This window comes from Weeksella virosa DSM 16922 (assembly GCF_000189415.1).
GTDB lineage: Bacteria > Bacteroidota > Bacteroidia > Flavobacteriales > Weeksellaceae > Weeksella > Weeksella virosa.
The window spans coordinates 1,031,136-1,054,086 of record NC_015144.1 but is presented as its reverse complement, the minus strand read 5'-3'; the positions used below and the strand labels follow the sequence as shown (position 1 = coordinate 1,054,086).

General features: G+C 35.3%; 22 protein-coding genes. 7 read left to right on the top strand and 15 right to left on the bottom strand.

The window, feature by feature from the left end; genetic code table 11:
• Window positions 1-26: 26 nt before the first annotated feature.
• Together WEEVI_RS05155 and WEEVI_RS05150 are read right to left on the bottom strand one after the other, a co-directional pair.
• Window positions 27-2,501 (bottom strand): bifunctional UDP-N-acetylmuramoyl-tripeptide:D-alanyl-D-alanine ligase/alanine racemase, encoded by a 2,475-nt coding sequence (locus WEEVI_RS05155; protein WP_013598100.1) that lies wholly within the window; start codon window positions 2,499-2,501, stop codon window positions 27-29.
• Window positions 2,479-3,075 (bottom strand): thymidine kinase, encoded by a 597-nt coding sequence (locus WEEVI_RS05150; protein ID WP_013598099.1) that lies wholly within the window; start codon window positions 3,073-3,075, stop codon window positions 2,479-2,481. Before WEEVI_RS05150 ends, WEEVI_RS05155 begins: the two co-directional genes overlap by 23 nt.
• A gap of 205 nt (window positions 3,076-3,280) precedes the next feature.
• Between WEEVI_RS05150 and WEEVI_RS10925 the strand changes: the two genes are divergently transcribed.
• Window positions 3,281-4,711 carry an exopolysaccharide biosynthesis polyprenyl glycosylphosphotransferase gene (locus WEEVI_RS10925; protein ID WP_013598098.1) on the top strand — a complete coding sequence of 477 codons (1,431 nt, stop codon included), beginning with the start codon at window positions 3,281-3,283 and terminating at the stop codon, window positions 4,709-4,711.
• Window positions 4,711-5,799: a glycosyltransferase gene (locus tag WEEVI_RS05140; RefSeq protein WP_041942284.1), complete on the top strand. Its 1,089-nt coding sequence runs from the start codon at window positions 4,711-4,713 to the stop codon at window positions 5,797-5,799. The genes WEEVI_RS10925 and WEEVI_RS05140 overlap by 1 nt, the downstream gene beginning before the upstream one ends.
• On the opposite strand, the gene WEEVI_RS05135 is transcribed toward WEEVI_RS05140, so the two are convergent.
• From WEEVI_RS05135 to WEEVI_RS05110, 6 genes are all read right to left on the bottom strand, one after another.
• Window positions 5,766-6,656 carry an O-antigen ligase family protein gene (locus tag WEEVI_RS05135; protein WP_169308967.1) on the bottom strand — a complete coding sequence of 297 codons (891 nt, stop codon included), beginning with the start codon at window positions 6,654-6,656 and terminating at the stop codon, window positions 5,766-5,768. The genes WEEVI_RS05140 and WEEVI_RS05135 overlap by 34 nt on opposite strands.
• Before the next feature lie 320 nt (window positions 6,657-6,976).
• Window positions 6,977-7,780: a glycosyltransferase family 2 protein gene (locus WEEVI_RS05130; protein ID WP_013598095.1), complete on the bottom strand. Its 804-nt coding sequence runs from the start codon at window positions 7,778-7,780 to the stop codon at window positions 6,977-6,979.
• A complete protein-coding gene (locus tag WEEVI_RS05125) occupies window positions 7,767-9,173 on the bottom strand; it encodes an O-antigen ligase family protein (protein WP_013598094.1) in 1,407 nt (468 codons plus the stop codon). The genes WEEVI_RS05130 and WEEVI_RS05125 overlap by 14 nt, the downstream gene beginning before the upstream one ends.
• A complete protein-coding gene (locus tag WEEVI_RS05120) occupies window positions 9,170-10,387 on the bottom strand; it encodes a polysaccharide biosynthesis protein (protein WP_013598093.1) in 1,218 nt (405 codons plus the stop codon). The genes WEEVI_RS05125 and WEEVI_RS05120 overlap by 4 nt, the downstream gene beginning before the upstream one ends.
• On the bottom strand, window positions 10,387-11,310 hold the full coding sequence (locus WEEVI_RS05115; RefSeq protein ID WP_013598092.1) for a hypothetical protein: 924 nt from the start codon (window positions 11,308-11,310) through the stop codon (window positions 10,387-10,389). The genes WEEVI_RS05120 and WEEVI_RS05115 overlap by 1 nt, the downstream gene beginning before the upstream one ends.
• A gap of 105 nt (window positions 11,311-11,415) precedes the next feature.
• Window positions 11,416-11,604: a hypothetical protein gene (locus WEEVI_RS05110; protein WP_013598091.1), complete on the bottom strand. Its 189-nt coding sequence runs from the start codon at window positions 11,602-11,604 to the stop codon at window positions 11,416-11,418.
• Window positions 11,605-11,646: 42 nt separating this feature from the next.
• Between WEEVI_RS05110 and WEEVI_RS05105 the strand changes: the two genes are divergently transcribed.
• The gene (locus WEEVI_RS05105) at window positions 11,647-12,591 is read left to right on the top strand and encodes a DUF6427 family protein (RefSeq protein WP_013598090.1); all 945 of its coding nucleotides are present in this window, start codon (window positions 11,647-11,649) and stop codon (window positions 12,589-12,591) included.
• On the opposite strand, the gene WEEVI_RS05100 is transcribed toward WEEVI_RS05105, so the two are convergent.
• Complete coding sequence (locus WEEVI_RS05100) at window positions 12,526-13,353, bottom strand: UDP-2,3-diacylglucosamine diphosphatase (protein WP_013598089.1); 828 nt, start codon at window positions 13,351-13,353, stop codon at window positions 12,526-12,528. The genes WEEVI_RS05105 and WEEVI_RS05100 overlap by 66 nt on opposite strands.
• A complete protein-coding gene (locus WEEVI_RS05095) occupies window positions 13,323-13,781 on the bottom strand; it encodes a 6-pyruvoyl trahydropterin synthase family protein (RefSeq protein ID WP_013598088.1) in 459 nt (152 codons plus the stop codon). Before WEEVI_RS05095 ends, WEEVI_RS05100 begins: the two co-directional genes overlap by 31 nt.
• A gap of 47 nt (window positions 13,782-13,828) precedes the next feature.
• Between WEEVI_RS05095 and WEEVI_RS05090 the strand changes: the two genes are divergently transcribed.
• Together WEEVI_RS05090 and WEEVI_RS05085 are read left to right on the top strand one after the other, a co-directional pair.
• Window positions 13,829-14,497, top strand: coding sequence for a ComF family protein (locus WEEVI_RS05090; RefSeq protein ID WP_013598087.1), 669 nt, complete (start codon window positions 13,829-13,831; stop codon window positions 14,495-14,497).
• Window positions 14,498-14,534: 37 nt separating this feature from the next.
• Window positions 14,535-16,220, top strand: a complete 1,686-nt coding sequence (locus WEEVI_RS05085; protein ID WP_169308966.1) for an Ig-like domain-containing domain — start codon at window positions 14,535-14,537, stop codon at window positions 16,218-16,220.
• Here the strand turns inward: WEEVI_RS05085 and WEEVI_RS05080 are convergent.
• The 5 genes from WEEVI_RS05080 to panC all read right to left on the bottom strand — a co-directional run bounded on the left by WEEVI_RS05080 (window position 16,192) and on the right by panC (window position 20,377).
• Entirely contained in the window at window positions 16,192-16,617 is a 426-nt protein-coding gene (locus WEEVI_RS05080) for a DUF2752 domain-containing protein (RefSeq protein ID WP_013598085.1), read from the bottom strand. The genes WEEVI_RS05085 and WEEVI_RS05080 overlap by 29 nt on opposite strands.
• Window positions 16,618-16,629: 12 nt before the next feature.
• On the bottom strand, window positions 16,630-17,991 hold the full coding sequence (gene radA, locus WEEVI_RS05075; protein ID WP_013598084.1) for a DNA repair protein RadA: 1,362 nt from the start codon (window positions 17,989-17,991) through the stop codon (window positions 16,630-16,632).
• Between the two features lie 107 nt (window positions 17,992-18,098).
• Window positions 18,099-19,106, bottom strand: a complete 1,008-nt coding sequence (locus WEEVI_RS05070; RefSeq protein ID WP_013598083.1) for a lysylphosphatidylglycerol synthase transmembrane domain-containing protein — start codon at window positions 19,104-19,106, stop codon at window positions 18,099-18,101.
• Window positions 19,107-19,121: 15 nt separating this feature from the next.
• Window positions 19,122-19,469: an aspartate 1-decarboxylase gene (gene panD, locus WEEVI_RS05065; RefSeq protein WP_013598082.1), complete on the bottom strand. Its 348-nt coding sequence runs from the start codon at window positions 19,467-19,469 to the stop codon at window positions 19,122-19,124.
• A 62-nt stretch (window positions 19,470-19,531) separates the two neighbouring features.
• Entirely contained in the window at window positions 19,532-20,377 is an 846-nt protein-coding gene (panC, locus tag WEEVI_RS05060; RefSeq protein ID WP_013598081.1) for a pantoate--beta-alanine ligase, read from the bottom strand.
• A gap of 116 nt (window positions 20,378-20,493) precedes the next feature.
• Between panC and WEEVI_RS05055 the strand changes: the two genes are divergently transcribed.
• Window positions 20,494-21,309 carry a glycogen/starch synthase gene (locus WEEVI_RS05055; RefSeq protein WP_013598080.1) on the top strand — a complete coding sequence of 272 codons (816 nt, stop codon included), beginning with the start codon at window positions 20,494-20,496 and terminating at the stop codon, window positions 21,307-21,309.
• A gap of 23 nt (window positions 21,310-21,332) precedes the next feature.
• Entirely contained in the window at window positions 21,333-22,949 is a 1,617-nt protein-coding gene (locus tag WEEVI_RS05050; RefSeq protein WP_013598079.1) for a DUF4270 domain-containing protein, read from the top strand.
• Window positions 22,950-22,951: the final 2 nt, after the last annotated feature.

Here is a 22,951-nt window from a genome sequence, read left to right as displayed (position 1 = left end):
TTTATCCTACCGAAATATAACGATCACTATTCTTGATAATAAACGCGCTGAACACGTGATGAAATCGACGTGAGAACTTCATAAGGTATGGTTTGCATCCATTCGGCAAATTTACTAAGAGATGGGTTTTCGCCAAAAATAATTACCTCATCGCCTGCTTTGCAATCAATATCCGTTACATCTACCATCATCATATCCATGCATATCGTCCCGACCGTCGCAGCCAATTGTCCATTGATATTTACCTTTGCATTTCCGTAACCCAAGCTTCGTCGAATTCCATCTGCATAACCAACTGGTAAAGTAGCGATTCGGGAATGTCTTTCGGCTGTAAAGCGTCTTCCATAACTCACCGTTTCACCTTTTTCGATTTCATTAATTTGTGAAATAACCGTCTTAAATTGCACAACGTTTTCTAATTTTTGCATAAAATCGCTGTATTCGCAATAGCCGTACATACCAATCCCTAGTCGTACCATGTCGTATTGGTGTTGGGGATAGGCAACAATTCCGGGTGAATTGAGAATGTGTTTTATTGGGTAATAACCTATTTTATCGGTAATATAATGGTAAGATGAATTAAAAACTCCAAACTGTTGTTGAGCATAATCTTTTTCAGTTGGTATATCAGCGGTAGCTAAATGACTGAAAATTGAACGTACATAAACGAGATTGGTCGATCGAAGTATTTCAATCAGCTCGTCTAATTGATTCGGTTTAAAACCCAAACGATTCATCCCGGTTTCTAATTTTATATGAATAGGAAAAGGTTGCGAAATTTGTTTTTCTTGTAGTTTCTGCAAGAAAAGTTGCAATACCCTTGCGGTATATATTTCGGGTTCTAATTGGTAATCGATTACTGTTGCATACGAATGTTGTTCGGGATTCATCACAATAATCGGAGTAGAAATACCGGCTTTGCGTAACTCTTTACCCTCGTCGGCAATGGCAACTCCCAAAAAATTTACTTTCATTTGTTGTAGAACATTTGCAATCTCGAAACTTCCTATACCGTAACTATTTGCTTTTACCATAGCCATTATTTTGGTTTCAGGTTTTAACAATGATCGATATGTTTGTATGTTATGTTCGAGATGTTCTAAATTTATTTCCAGAACCGTATCATGTGATTTTTTTTCGATATAATCTGATATTTTTTCTAACTGAAAAATTCTAGATCCTTTCAGTAAAATAACTTCATTGTGTATATTTTCATGTTGGATATGTCGAAGAAAATCATCGGTAGAAGAGAATGCTCTTACATAAGATTTGAATAATTTTTTATAGGCAGATATTTTTTCGCCAATCAAAACGATTTCTGTAAAATGGTACGGATTAACTAATTCGGCTGTCTTTTGGTATAATTCTTTGTCTGCTAATTTTGATTGCAATATATCGGTTAACACCAAAACTTTTCTTTCTCTCGATTGTTGAGCCAACGTATCCAATGCATTTTTTAGGGATATCAGATCCGAGTTGAATGCATCGTTGATTAAGATACTGTTGTTAATCGCCTCTTTTATTTCCAAACGCATTTCTATCGGTAAAAGTTTCTCAAACTTACTTTTGTAATCGTTTAGATTTTTATTGAGTGAATATATTGATGCACAGCAAATTAGAGCGTTTTGTATCGAGGCTTGATCTGTGAAAGGTATAATTATGTTAAATAAAACTCCTGAAATTTCAATATCTATAGAACTTTGCCCATTAATAGTCTGGTATTGTTTGAGTTGAACGGTTGCTTTGTCTGATTTACCAAACGTAATTCTTCGTTTCGAATCAAAAACAGGGTTAGACGAAATAAGTTCTTCAATCAATTCATCATCTGCAGGATAAATAATTTCTTGGGCCGCCTCTAGAAGTTGTATTTTTTCGAGTGCAAGAGATCGTCTATCGAGAAAGTTTTCTAAATGTGCAGAACCAATATTGGTTAAAATCGCTGTAGTAGGTTGCAGAATGCAACGTAAAGCTTGCATTTCATTGGGTTGAGATACGCCTGCTTCGAAAATTCCTAAATCGTTATGTTCGTCTATCAATAAAACCGAAAAAGGAACTCCTAGTTGCGAATTGTAACTTTTCGGACTTCGGGCAATATTGTATTCGTTCCAGAGGAGTTGGTACAGCCATTCTTTTACCACCGTTTTTCCGTTAGAACCTGTAATACCAAAGAGAGGTAAAGTAAAACGTTGCCGGTGATGTTTGGCTAACATTTGTAAAGCAACAAGGACGTCCTGTACCAAAAGATAATTGGCACCGTCTTTGGGTTGGGCTGGAATAGAGGAAACCAAAAAACTTCTGATTCCTTTCTGATAAGCTTCATCCAAATAATAAGCACCACTTTTTTGCAAGCCTTTTAACGTTATAAATAAACCATTGGTTGGGCAAACGATGGTCCTTGTATCGAAATAATATTCTTCGATAGTTTGCTCTTTGTCTCCGATTAGCTTTGCATTAAGTATCTGTGCTAATTCTCCTAAATTATAATTTGTTTTGGTTTTCATGGGCTATTTCTTCCCAAAAAGCACTTCTGCTTAATGGTTCATATTCGGATGTTTCACCAAGTTCTACCAACTTATCGCTTGCAATTTTTCTGTGAGAATAGTTGGCTAAATTGCCTGTTTTCACGCAGATGGCATGTACTTTTGTTACATATTCTGCAGTCGCCATTAGATTAGGCATCGGCCCAAAAGGGCGACCTTTAAAATCCATATCGAGTCCGGCAATGATTACGCGTTTCCCTTGGTTGGCAAGCTGATTAGCGACATCTACAATACCATCATCAAAAAACTGCGCTTCGTCTATCCCAACAACATCGCAATCATTGGCTAAAAGAAGAATGCTACTCGAGAAGTCTACCGGTGTACTATCGATAGAGTTTTGGTTATGAGAAACTACCTCGGTATCATCGTACCGAACATCAACTGCAGGCTTGAATATTTCTACTCGCTGCTTTGCAAATTCTGCTCTACGCAAACGGCGGATAAGTTCTTCGGTTTTGCCCGAAAACATAGAGCCGCAAATGACTTCTATCCAACCGGATTTTTGGTTGGGATTGATGGTATTTTCTAAAAACATGAATGTTTATAAAAAGATTTTGATACGAAAAACAAAGTTAACGAATATATACAAGTGAAGATAGGATCGAGATTGAATTATTTTTTATCGTGTAAACGTCCGAATCTATTATATTTGTACAAAACCGAAATAATAGACGTATGTAAGAAAATAGATTCGATCAGATTCTAAAAACCATACCATACGAAAGATTAACACTATACAGATGAAGGACCGCTATCAATCGAAAATTTTAAAGTTCATCTTTGCCTTCGATATTGTTTTTTTGATTGGCTATTTGATTTATTTTTTACGAATAAAATATATTTTTATAAGCAATGTTACCCACCAAGCAGAAACATGGCAATCGGTAGATATTTTCCGAACTCATTACAAAGCAGTAATTATCTTGGTTTTGGTTTGGATATTAGCAGCAAGCTTCATAAAATTATATTCTAAAAAATACTTTGATCAATTTCTAGTCCAATTCAGAAATTTATTCTTTCAATTCGTTTTTTTCGGTATTGTTTTGTTGGCTATTTCTGGCCTGAAAGAAGAAGATCTCCTAGAGCCTTTTTCTTCGTGTTTATATTTGTTGTTATTTTTTATTTCTTCACTTATTGTGAGATTTATTGCCATCCAAATTATGGCATATTTTATCAGAAAAGGATATGTTTCTCAGAATATTGCTGTGTTGGGTTATAATTCTAATACAATGAAATTCATACAGCATTTTCTTAATGATAATCAGTGTGGGATAATTTTTAAGGGTTTGATAACGGATAAAGTTTTTCCGAGAGAACAAGTTTTTCCTGTTTTTAGAAGTCATAATTTTGACATCGAAAACTTTATCCAAAAGGAAGATATCTCTCAGCTTTTTATCGCTCAAATGTCGAATATCCCAAGCGAAATTCTCGATAAAATTATTCTTTATTGTTCGCGAAATCATATCGAAATATTGTATATTCCCTACTCACAGTCGAGTGATTTTACTCGATTAGAGGTAGAATATTTTGATACTTTACCCATCCTAAAAATCAAAAACTTTCCGCTCGATATACCGGTTAATCAAATCATAAAGGAATTGTTCGATAAAATATTTGCACTTTTTGTTTGCTTGTTTTTGTTGAGTTGGCTTTTCCCGATCATCGCGTTTATTATCTATGTAGATTCTGGACGACCGATTTTCTTTACACAAAAAAGAACGGGACTCAACGGACGAAAATTCAATTGTATAAAATTCCGAACAATGATCCAAACCAACACCAATTCGATTATAGAAACCAAACGCAATGATAAAAGAATCACGCGTGTTGGTCATTTTTTACGAAAATCGAGCTTAGACGAATTACCGCAATTTTTCAACGTCCTAAAAGGAGACATGTCGATAGTTGGGCCGCGACCGCATATGATCGTACAAGATGTGTATTACGATGAGGTAATTGAAAAGTATTTTCTGAGACACTATGTGAAACCAGGCATTACAGGTTTGGCGCAGGTCAAAGGTTTTCGGGGTGCAATTGATTGCGATGCCGATATGGAAAAAAGAATCAATGCCGATTTGTATTATGTGCGGAATTGGTCTTTTTTACTTGATGTGAAAATTGTTGTACAAACAATTTGGTTAACAATTCGTGGAGATGAAAATGCAATATGATGAAGAAGTTTTTTGTAATCGATTGGCTCGATAAATATGGTGGAGCAGAAAGAGTAATTGCATCGTTGGAGTCTATTTTCGATTTTGATGCATATTACACTTTGGTCAATGTAATGAATGAGAATGATTGGAAGAAAATTACCACCCAAAAGAAACCCGTTACAACTACTGCAATCCAAAAATTAGGCACCTCTTTTCGTTATTTTTTCCCTTTCTTTCATCGTGCGATAGAAAACATTCATTTACCTGATGAAAAAGCTTTGGTAATTTCGTCTTCTCATGCGGTAGCAAAAGGAATCAAAACAAAATCGAATCAGTTGCATATTTCGTATTTTCAGGCAAGAAACTTCAAATATATTTGGGACGAGCAAGCCTTATACTTCGGGAAATTGAGAGGGGTTCTACAGCCGTTAATATCCTATTTGCAAAAAAAAGATTATGCACAAGCACAGCGACCAGATTATATTATTTCTAATTCTTTCTATGTGCAAAACTGGGTGAAAGAAGTATACCATCGCGACTCTGAAGTGATTTATCCTCCGGTAGATTTAGATAATTTCCAGTTAGAAGTCAACGCTAATCGAGAAGATTATTATGTTACGGTAGGACGCTTGGTTCCCTATAAACGTTTTGATATCATTGTCGAAGCTTTTAATGCATCGGGCAAAAAATTGATTATAATAGGCGATGGAGTAGAACTGAAAAAATTGCAAAAATTAGCGAAGAAAAACATTCATTTTACGGGTTATTTACAAAGTGAAGAAATTAATCAATATATCTGTCGTGCAAAAGGTTTTATCCATGTTGGGATAGAAGATTTTGGTATAGCTCCGGTAGAAGCTCAGGCATGTGGAACACCTGTTGTGGCGTATGCGGTAGGGGGGGCAAAGGAAACAGTATTGGATGGAATTACCGGGAAATTGTTCGATGAGCAGAATAAAAATTCTCTGAATCTTTGTATAGCCGAATTCGAGAAATTAACCTTTGACCCTGAAGTGATACGTCAACATGCATTGAAATTTTCTCGAGAAAATTTCGAACAAAAAATGAAAGCTTATGTAGCCGATAAACTTTCTCGTTTCGGATAAATATTACTCAAAACAAAGACAAAAACAATAACCAATGCAAATAAATATATACCCATTTGGCGAGCAAGAATATTCTCTACAAACATGAAAAATAATAAAGCCAAAGAGAGGTATATTGCCGTATTTTCAGAAGTTTTTAAGACGTAATACAGCATGATCAGAAATAAAATTAACCCGACAAAACCATTTAGCAACAAAAGATCTATAAATTGATTATGCGTATTGAATTTTTCCGACACAAAATAATCTCTTCGATCTAAATTTGTTTTATCCTGCTTATAGCAGTCTACCAATTGATCTTCTAATTTTTGTTTCGAGTTGATTCCTATCCAAAGATTGTACGCATCACTCGTAAAAATAGAATAAGAACACGACCAAATGATTACCCTAGGGTCAGCATTTTTCACTGTTTCTATATCATTTACATTGATAGAATCTACCTTTAATCGACTTTTTAGGGTAGGATTTAGGGCAAATAACAAGATGATTATGGTAGCACTTCCTACAGTGGTTATTGCTTTGGTACGGAAAGAGATTTTATTATTAAAAAACAAATAAATAATCAGTATCAAAATCAAGGTAAGAATCGACATTCTTGCCGAAATTACAAACGGATAAATAACAAATAAAGCGGTTGTAAACAAGTAGAATTTAGTTTTCGTTTTTTGATAAAGATGGAACGACAGGAGAATTCCGATTACACATAAAAAGCCCAAATAAGGTCGCTCTAGGATCAGAATATCGTTGACGCGACTTCCGGTAGCCATGTTGTAATTATCGCTCGTCAGGAAATATGAAACTTGGTTATACGTACCAAAAACAATAATCCCAATTAGAGAAAAAATAAACGTGTTCATAACCCAACGCCAATTTTGTACGGCCGAACCCAAGATCCATACTATGGGGATAATGAAATACATGCCGTTTCGTTTGTCTGAAAAGGTTTGGTAGAACAAACTGTTGATTAGTACAAAGAATAAAAAAATACAAAACGAGATGAAAATAGGTGATTTTATTGTCGATTTAGCCAAAGAAAAAGAGAGTCTATGAGCTATTAAAAAAAATAAGATTAACCCACCCAAAACAAGATTCGCAATTTTGAAATCAAAAACGATAAAAGCCGTTAAAAGTGAAAAAAGGCTATCGTATATTATTGGCTTTTGAATAGACTTTAGCATTACAGACGAAGTTTAGTGAGAAGATATCTTCTGAAAAATTTCAGCAAAGAAAAACAACAAATAAAAAGATAGAAAACCGTGGAAATATATTTTTTATGATGTAGATACCGAAAGTTTTGCAATTCTCCTTTTTCTATTGCGACAATGTCCTTAGATAATCCACTTTCACCAAAAGCTTTCTTTTTAATAACCTGATTTGCAAGATTTTGATTGATGTACATCGCATCATAATTCGCACAAACTTCTAACCATAACTTGTAATCTTCGGAATATTTCTTCTTTTCATCGAATTTATATCTCGTTGCAACTTCTCGTTTCAATAAAACGGTCGAGGTCTTGAAATAATTCTTAAAACAACATCTCACCAAATTTATTTTTGTGTATTTTATTGTAGGAGAGGGGTTTGCATTGTCCATCATCCCACCAATCAACGAGATATTGCTATGCTTGTCAATACATCTTGCATGAAGTTCGAGTGCATTTGCTGGCCAATAATCATCCGAATCTAGAAATGCGACCCATTCAGCTTCTGCTATTTCTATCCCTGCATTTCTGGCTCTAGAAGGACCTGAGTTTTTTTGTTGTAGAAGAACCAAGTGTTCAATATTTTTTTGGGTTTTTAGAGCTTCTATTTTAGAGACTGTATCATCTGTAGATCCATCGTCGATAACGATTATCTTATTAACTTTTTTGCGCTGTTCGAGTACCGATAAAAGGCATTTTTCTATCGTTCTACTCGAATTGTATGTCGGTATGATGACATCCACTTCTAAAGCTTTTTGTATAGTGCTATACTTTTTCATTTTTGTACTTAATAGGTAGCAAAAGAGAGAATTTTATCAAGATTGCAAGATTTATCCAGAAAATATATACGCGGTAAGTATCCAGTTGTAACCAGTTGATAATTAGACCAATAAAACTAATGAACAAAGCCAATGCAACAGCGTAATAGACTTTATCGATACTTTTGGTAATTTTGGTAAACTTGTACGAATAAAACAAAACACTAGCATTGAAAAACGTGAAAAGAATTAAACCGATCAACCCTAATTCGGCGGCAATTCGGGTAAAAATATTGAAGGCAGGCGGAAAAGAACTGTCTTTCTTGTTCTGATAAATACCACTAAACTCCCAGTTTTTTTTCGTTGCCCAAATAGGGTAAAAATCTCGGCTATGAAAGGCTTGTTGACCATAGCCAACACCTATTATGGGATGCTCTAGAAAGACTTGCATCGAGGCGTATTGCATACCAAAACGAGTTTTGTTCGAGATATCTTTTTTTAGATTATCAGAAAAGTTGAGACTTTCTACCCGTTGCTCGATTGCGGTAACCAAACGTTCTCCATAAATCCCTACAGCTAGAAAACCCAGTAGCATACATCCTGCCAATATAATTTTGATTTCTTTCCGATAGAAATTGTCTTTGTACAAGATAAAAAGAAAGATAAATAATTGCAAAAAAATTACAATTAGTGCAGTTCTTGAGCCCGAAAAAAAGGTGAGAATTATGATGGTAATGCTCGGTAAAAATCGAAGGAGAAGGTTTCTGGCTGTTATTAAATAGCTGAACATCCAGCCTGCGATACTGAGCAGATAAATTGCTAAATAGGGTGGCTCGTAGGCGAAAATAGAAATCCGTTTGTCGTGATAATATGGGTTGATAAAAGGGAGGTAATCGAATATATTTTCTAGAATCAAATAGGCCGGATAAATGCCAAAATAGTTATAAGCAATGTCAAAAACTCCATAAATGGTTGCGAAAACTAAACTGACAAGCATGGTTCCGCGGATATATTTTAGGATATCGCTAAGCGTGAAATCTTTGATAACTCGCCAAACAAAAGGTAGAACAACACAAACAATAATCGCTAAAGAAATAAATTGTCTTATGAATCGTTCGATTCCGGTCGTCCGCTTAAAATAGTTGTCTTTTATCGTACCAATATTGAGTAGAGTGGATAGAATACACCATAGGGTAAACAACAAGAAGAGTGTGATATAAATGGTTTTATACGGATAATATAGACGACGTGTTTTGAGGGTTTCTAAGCACAGAACCAAAAATCCAATTAAGATAAAAAGCATTGACGTATCTCGCTTATATTCTCCTAAGAAGGGCAATAATTCGATTTGGTTAAAGCCTACAAAAAAAAGGCATAAAACAAAAATTATTTTATAGAGTTTATCGAAATTCATGGTTGAGTCGATTTATACGATTTAGAAATAAATAGTAATTGAGTGCTAAAACGAATCAGCCAAAGCCCCAAGAAGATGAGTAATATAATGGGAATCGTAATTTTTCTGATCATCAAAAAAGTAAAAAAAATACCGAGAACCAAGATAAAAACAAGATTGAATAATTTGAGGTACTTCAGTTCGATGAGCAATTCAAATGCTGCAGAAGACATTGAAGATGAGATTCTTACTATGCCAATAAGCAAGAAAAGTACAATGATTTGCCAATTTTCTGCTAGATGGATCGGGACCAAATTGAGTTGTTGTATGATGAAAGAAAGCATCAATAAAAACACACAAAGTGCAAGGCCGAAAAATACAGAAGTTAGTATATTTTTTCTCAACAATTTCAGGCTGAAATTGTTTTTGTATTTCACAAGTTGTTTAAATCCGAAATAGTTTTGCAACAGTAAGAAAGGGGCTAAAAAAAAATTATTCAGAAAAAAATAATTACCCAACTCTTCGATTCCGAAATGGTTTTCGATAATGAAACGATCGAAGAAATTGAGAAAGCAAAATATCATAATCGAAACAAAATACTGAAAAAACATTTGGTAGAATGTAGCTTTAGCGATTGTTTTTTGGGTTGTGATTTTTATTCTTTTCCAAACAAAAAGAAAAAGAATTGCAAAAACTATAATGATGGTTGCGCATAAATAATAAAACAAATCTTGGTAATTGAGCGAGAACCCAATAAGTGCTAAAGAGCTGAAAATGAGTAAGAAAATTTTCCAATAATTTGATAGAAATTGAGAAAAAGTAAAATCTTCATTCAGACGAGTGATCGTAAATGTAATCATCGAAAACGAAATACCTAAACTACTGAGTAAGAAAAGTGTAAAAGAAGGAATTATATCATACACTCTATAGAATAGGGTAGCCGACAAGCAAGAAATGACGACCGATAATATACCAACTGTACGGATAATGAGCGAATCGGTAATGATTTTGTTTTTCTGTTCTACATAAGAGAATCGAATAAAAACTTGCTCCAAACCCAGAATACAAAACAAATACAGCAGTGAGAAATAGGTCACTAGAAGAGAATAAGCGCCATAGTCGAATTCATTGAAAACTGATTTCAGGACGAGGTTCGTTACAAAATAACTACCAGCTCCCAAAACAAGAATCAAAAAAGAAATGTTTTGTCTTACAATGGCAAGAATCGATTGCATCAAGATACTTTTCTGATAACTTTTACAACACTGTTAATCAGTATAAATAGAAAAACCAAAACAATAGGATACACTATTATCTTATTGTCTAACAGAGAAGCTTGTGGTGCATAATTATCGTTTTTTGCAACCAATTTCACAACCGAGCTATAGTTTTCTAGGTCTAATGATAAATTTTGGATAATAATCAACAAATTCGATTTGTATTTGATTACATCACCCAGTTGATTGTTGTTTTGTACTAAGACATTGTTGTTGGTTGTAACGTTTGCATTCGATAGCAATTGATTGATTAGTTCTACACTCGTTCTATGTTGTTCTATTTCTTTCTTTACATTTTCAATGTACAGAACTTTTCGTTTGTTATAGTATTCACTATCATTAAGATAAGACATTATCGATTGTAAATCTGCTTGGCTAATCTCAGCATTCGATTTGATAATTATTTTATGATAATCATAAAAAGTACTCGTATTAGGATCTTCGATTACTTTATTTACATTGCTGTCTTCTGCCATTAGCTCGACCATCTTAAACTTGTCGTCTCTATACTCCACAAACGAATAGATGTCTACAATAGGCTCTATTTTTATTTCGGTAATTACTTCGGGTTGCTGAAGGTTTAGTTGCTTGATGAATGGTATATCTTTTATTTTTAGTTTGCTATCGAGTACCTTGATTTTATCATATAAATACTCGTTACTTTTGAAGTTTGGTGCAACAATTAGAGAAGATTCATAACTTTTCTGATACTTCATTTGCAAAAAACCAAGGATAGCTCCTAAGATAAACAAACAAGTTAGTACCCAAAAATACTTTTTTATGAAACGAATAATTTGATAGAAAAAACGTTTAAAGAAATGCTTAAATGGTTTAAACATATCGATATGCCCTAAGTTATCGGCACTAGAATTTATACTCATAAAGGTGTTAATTTTTGCGAGGTTAAATTATAAAAATATTAGTTATAAAAAAAGCTCGAAGATTTCTTCAAGCTTTTTGATTTTTTTATTGTGAACCGATGGTAATTACCAACCATCATATTTCTTTTCGTTATCGTTGCCAAAATGTACAAGCTTCATGCTCCACCAAGCCAATAATCCACAACCAATGATGAATAATAACCAAACTAGTGGCTCGCCAATAATTTTCAAAAGCCCGTAAGACCATTCAAAAAAACTACCTAAAGCAAAAAATATATCCGTAATTAGTCCCATGATTTTTATGTTTATTCCTTAATTTGCACCAAAAATAAGAAAATGTTAGATAATATACTATCAAATAAGCTCTTTTTTGTACAGATACTTATCATGTTAGGAGCAAGTTTGTTAGGATTTTTGCTTATCAACCCACAAGAAATGCCATTTCGCTCTGTATTAGGTATAGCAACTTTTGTGCTCAATTGGTATATAATTATCCGCTATTTCAGAGAAGACGAATCGCTAAAAGAAAACTCATATACGATATGGTTTTTTTCTGTTTGGATGATCTCCTTTGTGCCTTTTTTCCTGGATTATCGGTTAGGAGCTGCATTTCTTTTAATGAATTACGTGATGATTCATTGTTTTAGATTCGAAAATGAAAAAAATGATCCAAAAAACGCTTTCGATATCGGTTTTTTCTTTGCTATTAGTTGCATGTTTCTACCACCACTAATCCTTTTTCTACCATTACTTTTCGTATATTTTCTCAGTCTTTATGCCATCGACAAAAAGATAGGATGGATTTTTCTCATCGGTTTTCTTTTTCCTATCTTAAGCTTGGCACAAATAGCATATTTACTAGATTTTGATTTTCTTCTGCATTATTTCAAGCAACAAATCATGATAAAAGGAGTTGTATGGCAGTACGAATATTTGTTTTTATTACCCGTTGTTCTTACACTCATTTTGGCTTTTATTGATCATTTTGTTCACGAAAATAAACAAGCCGCAAACCGAAAAAGAATGTATATTCTCTCGATAATATTTATGATTATTTCGTTAATTATTTTTGGTTTGTATAGCGGGACAGAAATCTATTTCTTGGCATTTCTCGCTTTACCAATTAGCATAATGTTAGCAAAATATGTGAAACATAGAAAACCAAAATACACAGCATATAAAAATATAGTATTAATCGGATTTCTCGTTTGCATGTTATTTTTTGCGTTCTTCGATAAGATGCCGAAAGTCTATACACTCTTTCGTGAGGTAACGATATAATTTAAACTCTCTACCATCGAAAACGCCATAAGTAAAATAGTCTATCCAATCACCCAAGTTGATATGCTTAGCGTTGTCCAAGTCGATTACCATAGGTAAATGTCGATGTCCGTACACCAAAAAATCATACGATGTTTCTGCTAGTTGTTTTTTGCTGTATTGTATAAGCCACTCTTGGTCCTCACCAAGGTAATGGATGTCTTCGTCCCCAGAAATTATTTTGTTTTTACGCGAAGCTGTTATACCCAACCACATCCCAATATTGGGGTGAAGCCACGAAAATAAGAACTGACAAAACCGATTTGTAAAGACTTTTTTCATTCTTTTATAACCATAATCGCCAGGGCCTTTTCCATCGCCATGCGTCACGAAAAACTTTTTATTGTTAATCAAAAACGTTTGTTTATCGTGGATTTGGATGATACCGACTTCTTGGGTAAGATAATCCTTCATCCACAAATCATGATTACCAAAAAAGAAATAAACAGGAATTCCTTCATCATGAAATTCTGCCAGTTTCCCGAGTACACGTACAAAACCTTTCGGTACGACATATTTGTACTCGAACCAAAAATCAAATAAATCACCTACCAGAAATAAAACACCGCAGTTGGGTTTAATTTCGTTTAACCATTCCACGAAAAGCTTTTCGCGTTTTAGACTTGCTTGTTCATTTGGCGCACCAAAATGATGATCGGATGCAAAGTAAGCTTTTTTCCCAGCTTCTAAGTCTATTCTGATTGGTTGTCCGAGGCCAGCCATTCGCAATACGAATTTTCAGTTTCATACAGTTTCAGTGCTACCAATTCTGTATGGGAAGGTAGCAAAGGTTTTAGTTGATCTACGATCCACAAAATCATATTTTCGCAAGAAGGTTGATAAGCAGTAAAAATTACTTTATGGCCTTCTGCTAGCAATTGATCACCCAAAGATTTGTGAGGAGAATTTTCGTTGAGAAGAATAGCATGATCAAAAATGTCTACAACTGCTTTATTGACGATTTTTTTTAGATCACCAAAATCCATAACCATACCCAATTTTACATCGCCTTCTTTTTCAGAAGGTTGCCCTTTCAGCGTAACATACAATTTATACGAATGACCGTGGATATTTTTACATTTTCCATCGTATCCGTACAAAGCATGCGCCGTCTCAAAAGTAAATGCCTTTGATAAACGAATGATTTTCATTAACTTTAGTCTAAAGTGAGTAAATTACTATTAATGCTACAAAGTTAATGGAAATAAAACCGATCGTAGATTCTTTGGTAGATTTATTTTTTCCGGCTCGTTGCTTAGGCTGTTCTTCGGTTATCAACAGAAGACAATATTTCTGTGTTTCTTGTTTGCAAGCCATTCCTTTTACTCATTTTTCTTTGTCGCAAGACAATTTGGTTTATCATCGTTTGCGCTCTTTGTGTTTGGTAGAAAGTGCTACGGCTGTTTTCTTTTTCGAGAAAGAACATTTATCTCAACAAATTTTGCATGCCATAAAATATAAAAATCAAGCAGAAATTGGTGCTCTTTTTGCCGAAAAAATACAACTTCCACCCCAAGTTTTCGATGGTATTCTTCCAATGCCAATCCATACTAATCGACTGAAAGAAAGAGGGTACAATCAAGTTTTGTCTTTTGCAAAAGCCTTAGGTAGGATAAATTCGATAGAAGTAATAGAGGATATTTTGGGTAGGAAGAAGCATTTAAAAACTCAAACCAAAAAAGATCGAGAAAGTCGATTTGCTTCACTAGAGGATACATTCGTTCTAAAGAGGATTCCGCCCGATGGCCATTATCTTCTGTTAGATGATGTATTAACGACTGGCTCTACTTTGGCACATTGTATCAATCTTTTCAAAGACTATCCCAATATAAAAATTAGTGTCATTACACTTGCCTATACCAAATAAAGTCGAAAAGTAGTAACTTGCGGAGATGAAAATGGCCATGAAAAAAATACTTTTTCTCAGCGTTCTAATTACTTTCGCTTCATGTGCACGTAAAGGAATGCCTACAGGAGGACCCAAAGATGTGGATCCACCCGTGTTTCTAAAAGCTTTTCCAGATACTTTATCTACAAATGTTGATACAGATATCAAAGAAATTATACTCGATTTTGATGAGTATATCATGCTCAAAGATTATAGTAAAAATGTTGTGATTTCACCACCTTTTGAGAAGAACCCGATCGTAACACCTCAAGCTACTGCCAAAAAGAATATTTCTATTAAACTACAAGAAACTTTACAACCCAATACTACCTACCATTTTAATTTTGGGGATGCTGTTCGCGATCATAACGAAGGCAATGTGCTAAGCGACTTTTCATACGTTTTTTCTACCGGAAATTACATCGATTCTTTGCAGATTGCAGGCAAAGTAAAAGATCCATATCATCTGAAACAACCCGAAAAAGTAGTGGTAGGATTGTACAAGGTAGACGAAAAGTTCAACGACAGTATCCCGCTAAGGAAAAAGCCATATTATATAGCTAGAGCTTCTGAAGACGGGAGTTTTTTGGTGAATTATTTAGCAAAAGGAACTTATAAAATTGTTGCTTTTTCTGATGAAATAGAAAATAGTATGATCGATTATGGTAAAGAAAAAATAGCTTTTTTATCAGACAACATTCACTTAGACCAAAATCAAGAATCGATTCAATTAAAACTTTTTCAGCAAAAACCTGCCTACCGTTTTCTGAAAGCAGAACAAAAAGGATATGGACAAATTCTTTTCACAACCGAAGGACTCAAAAATTCTTTGAAAATTATTACCGAAAAAGATTTCAAAACTGCTCAAATAGAAGAATTTATCGATCAAGATTCTATTGTTTTTTGGTTCAATCCAAAGAAAGATACCTTGTCTGCACGCAATCAACGCCTACGATTCGACGTACTTTCGAACGACAAAAAAGACGTTGCCACCGTTCTCTATAACCAGCCCAAAGAGGATTTTAAGTTTCGGGTGACGCCCGAATTAACGAACAATAGCTTGTCGCCGAATCAATCGCTGAAATTGGTGAGCAATGCTCCTATTACAAACTGGAACAAACAAGATATCGAGCTGTTTCGAGACACTGTTCAGATTCCTTTTGAGGTGACTTTTGACCCCAAAAAACCAACCATACTGTGGTTGAATTTCGAGAAAGATTATGATCAGAAATTCGAACTGAATTTGTATCCAAACGCTATAGAAAACATTTTCGAAATTGCCAATGACACTTTAGCCTACCAGTTCTCGGTAGGAAAAAGTACCGATTATGGCAACCTAAAACTAACGCTCGCCAATGCTCCGAGCAAACCTTTCTTTTTACAGTTTATACAGCGAGATGGAGATAAAATTTTGCAAGAATTTTATGGGAAAGAAACAGTATATTCTTTTCCGAATTTAGAACCAAAAGAATATTATTTCCGACTATTAGTTGATGAAAACGAAAATGGACGTTGGGATACGGGCGATTATTTGCTCAATCAACAGGCCGAGCCAGTCTATCTATACCCAGCTATGATTGCAATTCGTAAGCTATGGGATGCCAACGAAACTTGGGTAATCGGAGAGGAAAATTCTACCCAAAAGGCAGCTGAAGAAAACGAAAAGATTAGAGCTACTTTACGGGAGGAGCGAGGTAGGTAAACGGAAAAAAAGGGAGATTTCGGAGAACAAAATAGATCAAAACTATCCATAGAATTAATCGAAAATAATTGGTTGTATGATTGGTGTATAATTTTTTTCTTTGCTCGAAAAAGGTCTGTTCAACCCAATCGACATACCAATAGAATAGGAAAACGATTATCGGAATCAGAAAAATATTAGATCGAAAAGACGCTACAACATCTCCTTGCAGTAATAAAAACAAAGCGCGTTGGCCACCACAACCCGGACACCAAAGACCGGTAAGAGAATGAAAAGGACAGGGCAAAGCATACCCAATAGAAATTTGTCCAGCTGCCCAATAAAATAGCAGCAAAGCGGTGCTTAGGAAAGCCGTATGCACTAAAACTTTTTTTAGGATAGAAGGAGGATTGGTCAAAACCTTATAAGTTTACTGAAATAATTTTTGATAAATCTCTTCGACTTTAGAAACCCTGATAATTCTGATTTGATGATCGCTATCTTTTAGTTTATTGTATTTCGAAACAAAAATTGCATCAAACCCTAATTTTTCGGCTTCAGTAACTCGTTGTTCCACTCTATTTACGGCACGTATTTCTCCACTCAACCCGATTTCACCTGCAAAACAGCAATTATCGGGCACGGTAATATCCTCGTTAGACGAGAGAATTGCCGCAACAATCGCTAAATCGAGGGCGGGATCATCTACCCGAATTCCACCTGTAATATTCAGAAAGACATCTTTTAGGTTCAGCCGAAAACCCGCTCTTTTCTCGAGAACGGCCAAAAGCATATTCAGACGCTTCAGATCAAAACCCGTTGTCGAACGTTGAGGTGTTCCATACACAGCCGAACTTACCAAAGCTTGCACTTCGATCAACATCGGTCGCACACCTTCTAATGTTGCTGCAACTGCATTCCCGCTTAGAGGTTCATCTTTTTTGATGATTAAGACTTCAGACGGATTAGTCACTTCGCGTAAACCACTACCTTGCATTTCATAAATTCCGATTTCGGCTGTCGATCCAAAACGATTTTTATTGGCTCGTAAAATTCTGTAAATATGGTTTCGATCTCCCTCGAACTGTAAAACGACATCGACCATATGTTCGAGAATTTTTGGCCCAGCAATAACGCCTTCTTTGGTTATATGACCAATCAAAATAACAGGCGTATTGGTTTCTTTTGCATATTGGATCAGTTCTGATGTTGTTTCTCTGATTTGTGAAATACTTCCTGGTGATGACTCTACATAGGCAGTCTGAAGTGTTTGAACCGAATCGATAATAATTAGTTGAGGTTGAATTTCTTTGGCATGTGCAAATATTTTTTGGGTATTGGTTTCGGGCAAAACATAGCATTCATCCGATTCTATTCCGATGCGTTCTGCACGTAATTTTACTTGGTTAACACTTTCTTCACCAGAGACATAAAGTATTTTTGTATTGTTGAGTTTTAGGGCGATTTGCAACATCAAGGTCGATTTTCCTACGCCAGGTTCTCCTCCGACCAAGATTACCGATCCAGGTACAATCCCACCACCTAAAACACGATCGAGTTCGGCGTTTTTGGTGCTGATTCTAGTTTCGCCTAGCGGGTTTACTTCGCGAATATTCAGCACAGGAGAGCTTGTTTTGTGACGAGGATTTTTCCAAACTTTTTTATCCTCTCCCTTATCGATCACTTCTTCTACAATTGTATTCCATTCGCCACAATTTTTGCATTGTCCCATCCATTGTGAAGACTGAGTACCACAATTCTGACACAAAAATGCAGTTTTGATTTTTGCCATTCCGAAACTTTTTTTCAAAAATACAATTTATGTTGTACTTGAAGAGTTTCCTTTTTTCTGTTTTTCGGTAGGATGAAATCCTGAGCGGATAAGGTAGTTTCCGTTTGTTATGAGGTTTTGTTTTTACTGATAAAAAACATGGCTATTAAACCAAAAGAAATCATTGAAATTATTTGTGCTAAGTAGAGAATTAGACCAAAATAATCGCCAATTTGACGACCGTTTTCTGCATCCGATTGGTTGATTGTGTACATCGCAGCAAAAGCAATCGACATGATATAAGGATAGCCCAAACCGCCTGCTACAGGCAAAATCATCCCGAATGAACCTGCGACTAAAAGAAATAAACCTTCGCGCAAACCAAGGGATTGTGTGTCGGGAAAAGCAAAAAAGACAACATAGGTCATCAGGAAGTAACAGACCCATAAAAGGATAGACCAAACGATAAATTCTCGTCTTTTTTTCAGTTTAGATATAGATTTTAGACCTTCTAAGATGCCGAATAAAAAGTTTTTTATCTTATCGAAAAGCTTTGTTCGTTTCAATCTCCTCCAAAATAGTCCAAGGATAATCGCACCCAAGAGCACTGCATATGCGATATAGATAAGATTAGAAGATGATTTTTCGGCAGGGTGTTCACTGCTTTCTCGGTTGCCAAATTCTAAAAACTTCTGTAGTATTTCATAATTAAAAATAAACGAAAGACCAATCACCGTAAGTAAGCAGACTAAATCGATTACCCGCTCGAGAACAATTGTCCCAAAAGTTTTATCGATGGGTACATTTTCTGTTTTGTAAAGGGAGGTTGCGCGAGCGACTTCTCCACTTCTGGGTATGGTAAGATTCATAAAATATCCAAAGGCAATCGACCAAAAATTATTAATCGTTTTTGGGTACAAGCCAATCGGATTGAGTAAAAGATTCCAGCGCTTGGCACGGATCCAATAGGAAACAATACTGAGAAACATCGACAAGAAAATCCAAAAATAATTTGTCTTTTTCAAGATGACTTTCACATGGTCAAAATCGATTTTCTGAGCAGTAATATAAATAAAAAATCCTGCCAAAGCAGTCGCAAAAATAAGAAAGATACTTTGTTTTATTTTGGCATTCATTTTTGCTGTTTACTTCTAATCTAATCGATTTTGTTCGTTCGGGAAAATGATCGTCGGCTGGAAAGTTTTTGCCTTGTCATAATCCATCATAGCATAGGCAATAATTATTATGGTATCGCCCACTTGTACACGTCTTGCTGCGGGGCCGTTGAGGCAAATTTCACCGCTTCCGCGTTTTCCTTTTATTACATAGGTTTCGAATCTTTCGCCATTTTCTTGTACGACAATTTGTACTTTTTGTCCGACCAAAATTTTCGAAGCATCCAGCAAATCTTCATCGATCGTAATGCTGCCGATGTAATTTAATTTTGCGTCAGTAACAGTTGCGCGGTGTATTTTCGATTGAAAAATTTCTATCATCATAATAATGCAAATTTAATTTATTTTTTTATGATCTCTATATCTGTGAATAGGAATAAGTTTTATTAAGAAAATGATAAGTTGTCAATTAAGCGGACATCTCCTGCATAGGCAACAACAAAAGCGCGAATTTTCTTTGTAGACGTAAAATCGTCAATGGGTTGAAGGGTTTCTTCATCGGCTATCTGAAAATATTCTAGCTCGAAAGGTGAATTGGCAAAAGCTTTTTCAACATACGAATTGACTTCATGTACAGAATTTCCCTCTTCTTTTAAATTCTTTGCTTTTTGCAAGGTTGCATAAATGAAAGGAGCTGCTTGTAGATTTTCTTCCGTAAGTCGTGTGTTTCTAGAACTTAGGGCCAAACCATTTTCAGCTCTTTGAACTGGAACAGTAACAATTTCTACCGGTAATTTTTCTTGTCTTACCATTTCCTGAACAATACGTACTTGCTGGAAATCTTTTTCACCGAAATAGGCTTTTGTGGGTTGTACAGCACGCAGAAGTTTGTTGACAACCGTTGCTACACCAGCAAAATGGCCAGGACGAAATTTTCCTTCCATTACTTGATCGAGTAAGCCAAAATCGTAATCTTTGCTTTCTTCTTTTTCGGGATAAACATCTTCGACGTTTGGCAAATAAAGAAAATCACAATTACTATCGGATAATAAAACAATATCTTTCTCTTCTGTTCGTGGGTATTTGGCTAAATCTTCAGGATTGTTGAATTGAGTCGGATTGACAAAAATACTCACTACAACAACTTCATTTTCTTTTTTTGCTTGTTGTATCAACGCTAGGTGGCCTTGGTGTAAGGCACCCATTGTAGCGACGAAACCTATGGTTTCCCCATTCTCCCTTGTTTTTTGTAGTACAGGAGACATTTCGGTTTGGGTACGAAAAATTTTCATTTGTTCGGGCTGTTAAAAAATTCTAAAATCGTGACAAAGCTAAAGATAACAAAGCAAATGTCAATATTTTTTTGTACCTTTGTACCCTGTTTTACAATAGGAAAAGAGTTATCATTATGCAAGAAAAGAGAATTTTGTATGTCACTACTGAGATGGTTCCATACTTTCCTGAAAATCCAATGTCTTCACAAGCTTTAGCTTTACCGAAATTAATGCAGAGTGATGGGGCAGATGTTCGTATTTTTATGCCTCGTTTTGGGGTGATTAATGAGCGTAGACATCAGCTTCATGAAGTGATTCGATTATCGGGGATGAATATGATTATCAATGATATCGATCAGCCATTGATCATAAAAGTTGCATCTGTACCGAATGAACGTTTGCAAGTTTATTTTATTGATAATGAAGAGTATTTCAAACGCAAAGAAGTGTACACGTCGAAAAACGGTGAAATGGCAGCAGATAATGATGAGCGAGCAATCTTCTTTGCAAAAGGGGTTTTAGAAACCGTGAAAAAATTAAACTGGAAGCCAGATGTGGTACACATTTTGGGGTGGATGTCGGGCTTGTTGCCGTTGTATTTAAGAAAATACTATCAGGATGATCCTTTTTTTCATGACACAAAAGTAGTTGTTTCTTTGTTTGATAATGGGTTTAAAGGAGAATTGAATCCAGACATCGTTAACAAATTAGCATTTGATAAAGTCGAAGGGGAGGTGAAAGAGTATTTAGACACACCAACTCATTTGGCTTGGGTGCAAGCAGCACTAAAGTATGCAGATGCGATTGTGAAGGGAGAAGAAAAAATTCCTATAGATGTTGAAGAGTTTATCAAGAGTAAAGATTTACCTTTGTTAGACTTCCAAGCAGGAGAATTGGCAAAAGAAGTTTATAAGAATTTTTATATAGAAGAAGTAATCAACGCAAACTAATTTTTTAATATTTAGAATACCGGATGAAGAGAATCTTGAATGTGCTTACCGTTTTATCTGCACTATTGGTCACAAGCAGCCTGTTGGTTTCGTGTGATAACGACCCGTTAACTGTAGGAGATGAATTGGTAGGAGGAGGAGCAACTGGCTCGAAGTACGAATTGGATCTTGTTGCGTACAATACCACTACCGACACCATTCTTTCTAACCAAAAAGTATTACAAAACGCTATTCTTGGTGTGTACAACGAACCAACTTTTGGGCAAAATAAAGCCCGATTCTATACCCAAGTACGTCTATCGGGAGCAAATCCTACCTTTGGTCAAAATCCTACAGTAGATTCTGTTGTTCTTCGAATTCCGGTATATCATAAAGAGAAAGCAGCAAAGCAAGATACAGTAAAAGTAACGAGCGGAACAGATAAAGATAAAATAGAAAAATGGTGGATAAAAAACACGTATGAATTGGATTCGATTTACGGTCATAAAGATGCGACGATGCGTCTAAATGTTCGTGAAATGAATACAGTTCTTTTTTACGATTCTCTTTATTATTCTAACCCTAATTTGCGTAACAAGGATCAGATAGAGGTTTTGCCAACCGTTTTAGGATCAACAGAGATCACTAAAACTGTGGTGCAGAATATAGTAAAAGAAAAAGACAAATCAACAACCGATTTCGAAGAAGAAGTAGCGTACAAAGTTATGTTGGACAAAGACTTTTTCCAGCAAAAAATTATCAATAATCGAAGTACAGGAAACTTGAGCGATAATGCAACTTTCATTCGCAATGTGTTACGTGGATTAGAGATTTCGGTAGAAAATGATAATGGATTTTATTTTCAATTCAATCCAAACCAAATTCAGCTGAAGATGTATTATTCGCATGACGATACCAAAGTAAAAGAAGGCGAAGAACCTAAACGAATGCAGTCTAGTTATGATTTTGGTTTCCGTAATCGATGGACATCTTTACAATCAGGACCAGATTTCACGGTACAGTTAAATCAGTTTAGCAACCAAAGAAGTGCCGAATTACTATCAGCAACCCAAAATCCAGACAGAGTAAATGGAGCGTCGAGATTGTACCTCAATGGTATGGATGGTACGATGATAAATCTCCATATCAAACCAGAAGCATTAGAAGATTTTCGCAATAAAGCCAAAGGGAACAATTGGATTATTGTGGGGGCGAAAGTAGTTATGAATGTGGACAACTCTTATCAAGATATCGCCTCAAAGCCACCATATATTTTTGCATGGAATCATTACCAAAAAGAAGGAAAATGGATAGATGAAATGTATTCGGATATGACAAGACAACAATCCTTTGTCAATAGCTATCCGCACAATGTACATTTTAATCCAATGTACAACTTCAAGAAGAATGATGGCCAATATATTATAGACATAACAGATCATCTCAAATCGATGATCGAAAGAGGAGAAGTATTCGAGAACCAAGAAATGCGAATCGGTATGGGTAATTTCTTATTAGAGATAGGGAAATCCAACATCTATTCAGAGAAACCTCATTATAATAATAGAGTGTCTTCTCCACACCGTTTGGTGTTCCATGGGAATCAATCTTCCGATCAAGAAAAGAAACTTAAATTATTAGTATATTACACTCAAAAGTAAAA

Coding starts and splice junctions, on each gene's coding strand:
- WEEVI_RS05155 (WP_013598100.1), bottom strand. CDS start 2,501: ATGAAAACCAAAACAAATTATAATTTAGGAGAATTAGCACAGATACTT.
- WEEVI_RS05150 (WP_013598099.1), bottom strand. CDS start 3,075: ATGTTTTTAGAAAATACCATCAATCCCAACCAAAAATCCGGTTGGATA.
- WEEVI_RS10925 (WP_013598098.1), top strand. CDS start 3,281: ATGAAGGACCGCTATCAATCGAAAATTTTAAAGTTCATCTTTGCCTTC.
- WEEVI_RS05140 (WP_041942284.1), top strand. CDS start 4,711: ATGAAGAAGTTTTTTGTAATCGATTGGCTCGATAAATATGGTGGAGCA.
- WEEVI_RS05135 (WP_169308967.1), bottom strand. CDS start 6,656: ATGAACACGTTTATTTTTTCTCTAATTGGGATTATTGTTTTTGGTACG.
- WEEVI_RS05130 (WP_013598095.1), bottom strand. CDS start 7,780: ATGAAAAAGTATAGCACTATACAAAAAGCTTTAGAAGTGGATGTCATC.
- WEEVI_RS05125 (WP_013598094.1), bottom strand. CDS start 9,173: ATGAATTTCGATAAACTCTATAAAATAATTTTTGTTTTATGCCTTTTT.
- WEEVI_RS05120 (WP_013598093.1), bottom strand. CDS start 10,387: ATGCAATCGATTCTTGCCATTGTAAGACAAAACATTTCTTTTTTGATT.
- WEEVI_RS05115 (WP_013598092.1), bottom strand. CDS start 11,310: ATGAGTATAAATTCTAGTGCCGATAACTTAGGGCATATCGATATGTTT.
- WEEVI_RS05110 (WP_013598091.1), bottom strand. CDS start 11,604: ATGGGACTAATTACGGATATATTTTTTGCTTTAGGTAGTTTTTTTGAA.
- WEEVI_RS05105 (WP_013598090.1), top strand. CDS start 11,647: ATGTTAGATAATATACTATCAAATAAGCTCTTTTTTGTACAGATACTT.
- WEEVI_RS05100 (WP_013598089.1), bottom strand. CDS start 13,353: ATGGCTGGCCTCGGACAACCAATCAGAATAGACTTAGAAGCTGGGAAA.
- WEEVI_RS05095 (WP_013598088.1), bottom strand. CDS start 13,781: ATGAAAATCATTCGTTTATCAAAGGCATTTACTTTTGAGACGGCGCAT.
- WEEVI_RS05090 (WP_013598087.1), top strand. CDS start 13,829: ATGGAAATAAAACCGATCGTAGATTCTTTGGTAGATTTATTTTTTCCG.
- WEEVI_RS05085 (WP_169308966.1), top strand. CDS start 14,535: ATGAAAAAAATACTTTTTCTCAGCGTTCTAATTACTTTCGCTTCATGT.
- radA (WP_013598084.1), bottom strand. CDS start 17,991: ATGGCAAAAATCAAAACTGCATTTTTGTGTCAGAATTGTGGTACTCAG.
- WEEVI_RS05070 (WP_013598083.1), bottom strand. CDS start 19,106: ATGAATGCCAAAATAAAACAAAGTATCTTTCTTATTTTTGCGACTGCT.
- panD (WP_013598082.1), bottom strand. CDS start 19,469: ATGATGATAGAAATTTTTCAATCGAAAATACACCGCGCAACTGTTACT.
- panC (WP_013598081.1), bottom strand. CDS start 20,377: ATGAAAATTTTTCGTACCCAAACCGAAATGTCTCCTGTACTACAAAAA.
- WEEVI_RS05055 (WP_013598080.1), top strand. CDS start 20,494: ATGCAAGAAAAGAGAATTTTGTATGTCACTACTGAGATGGTTCCATAC.
- WEEVI_RS05050 (WP_013598079.1), top strand. CDS start 21,333: ATGAAGAGAATCTTGAATGTGCTTACCGTTTTATCTGCACTATTGGTC.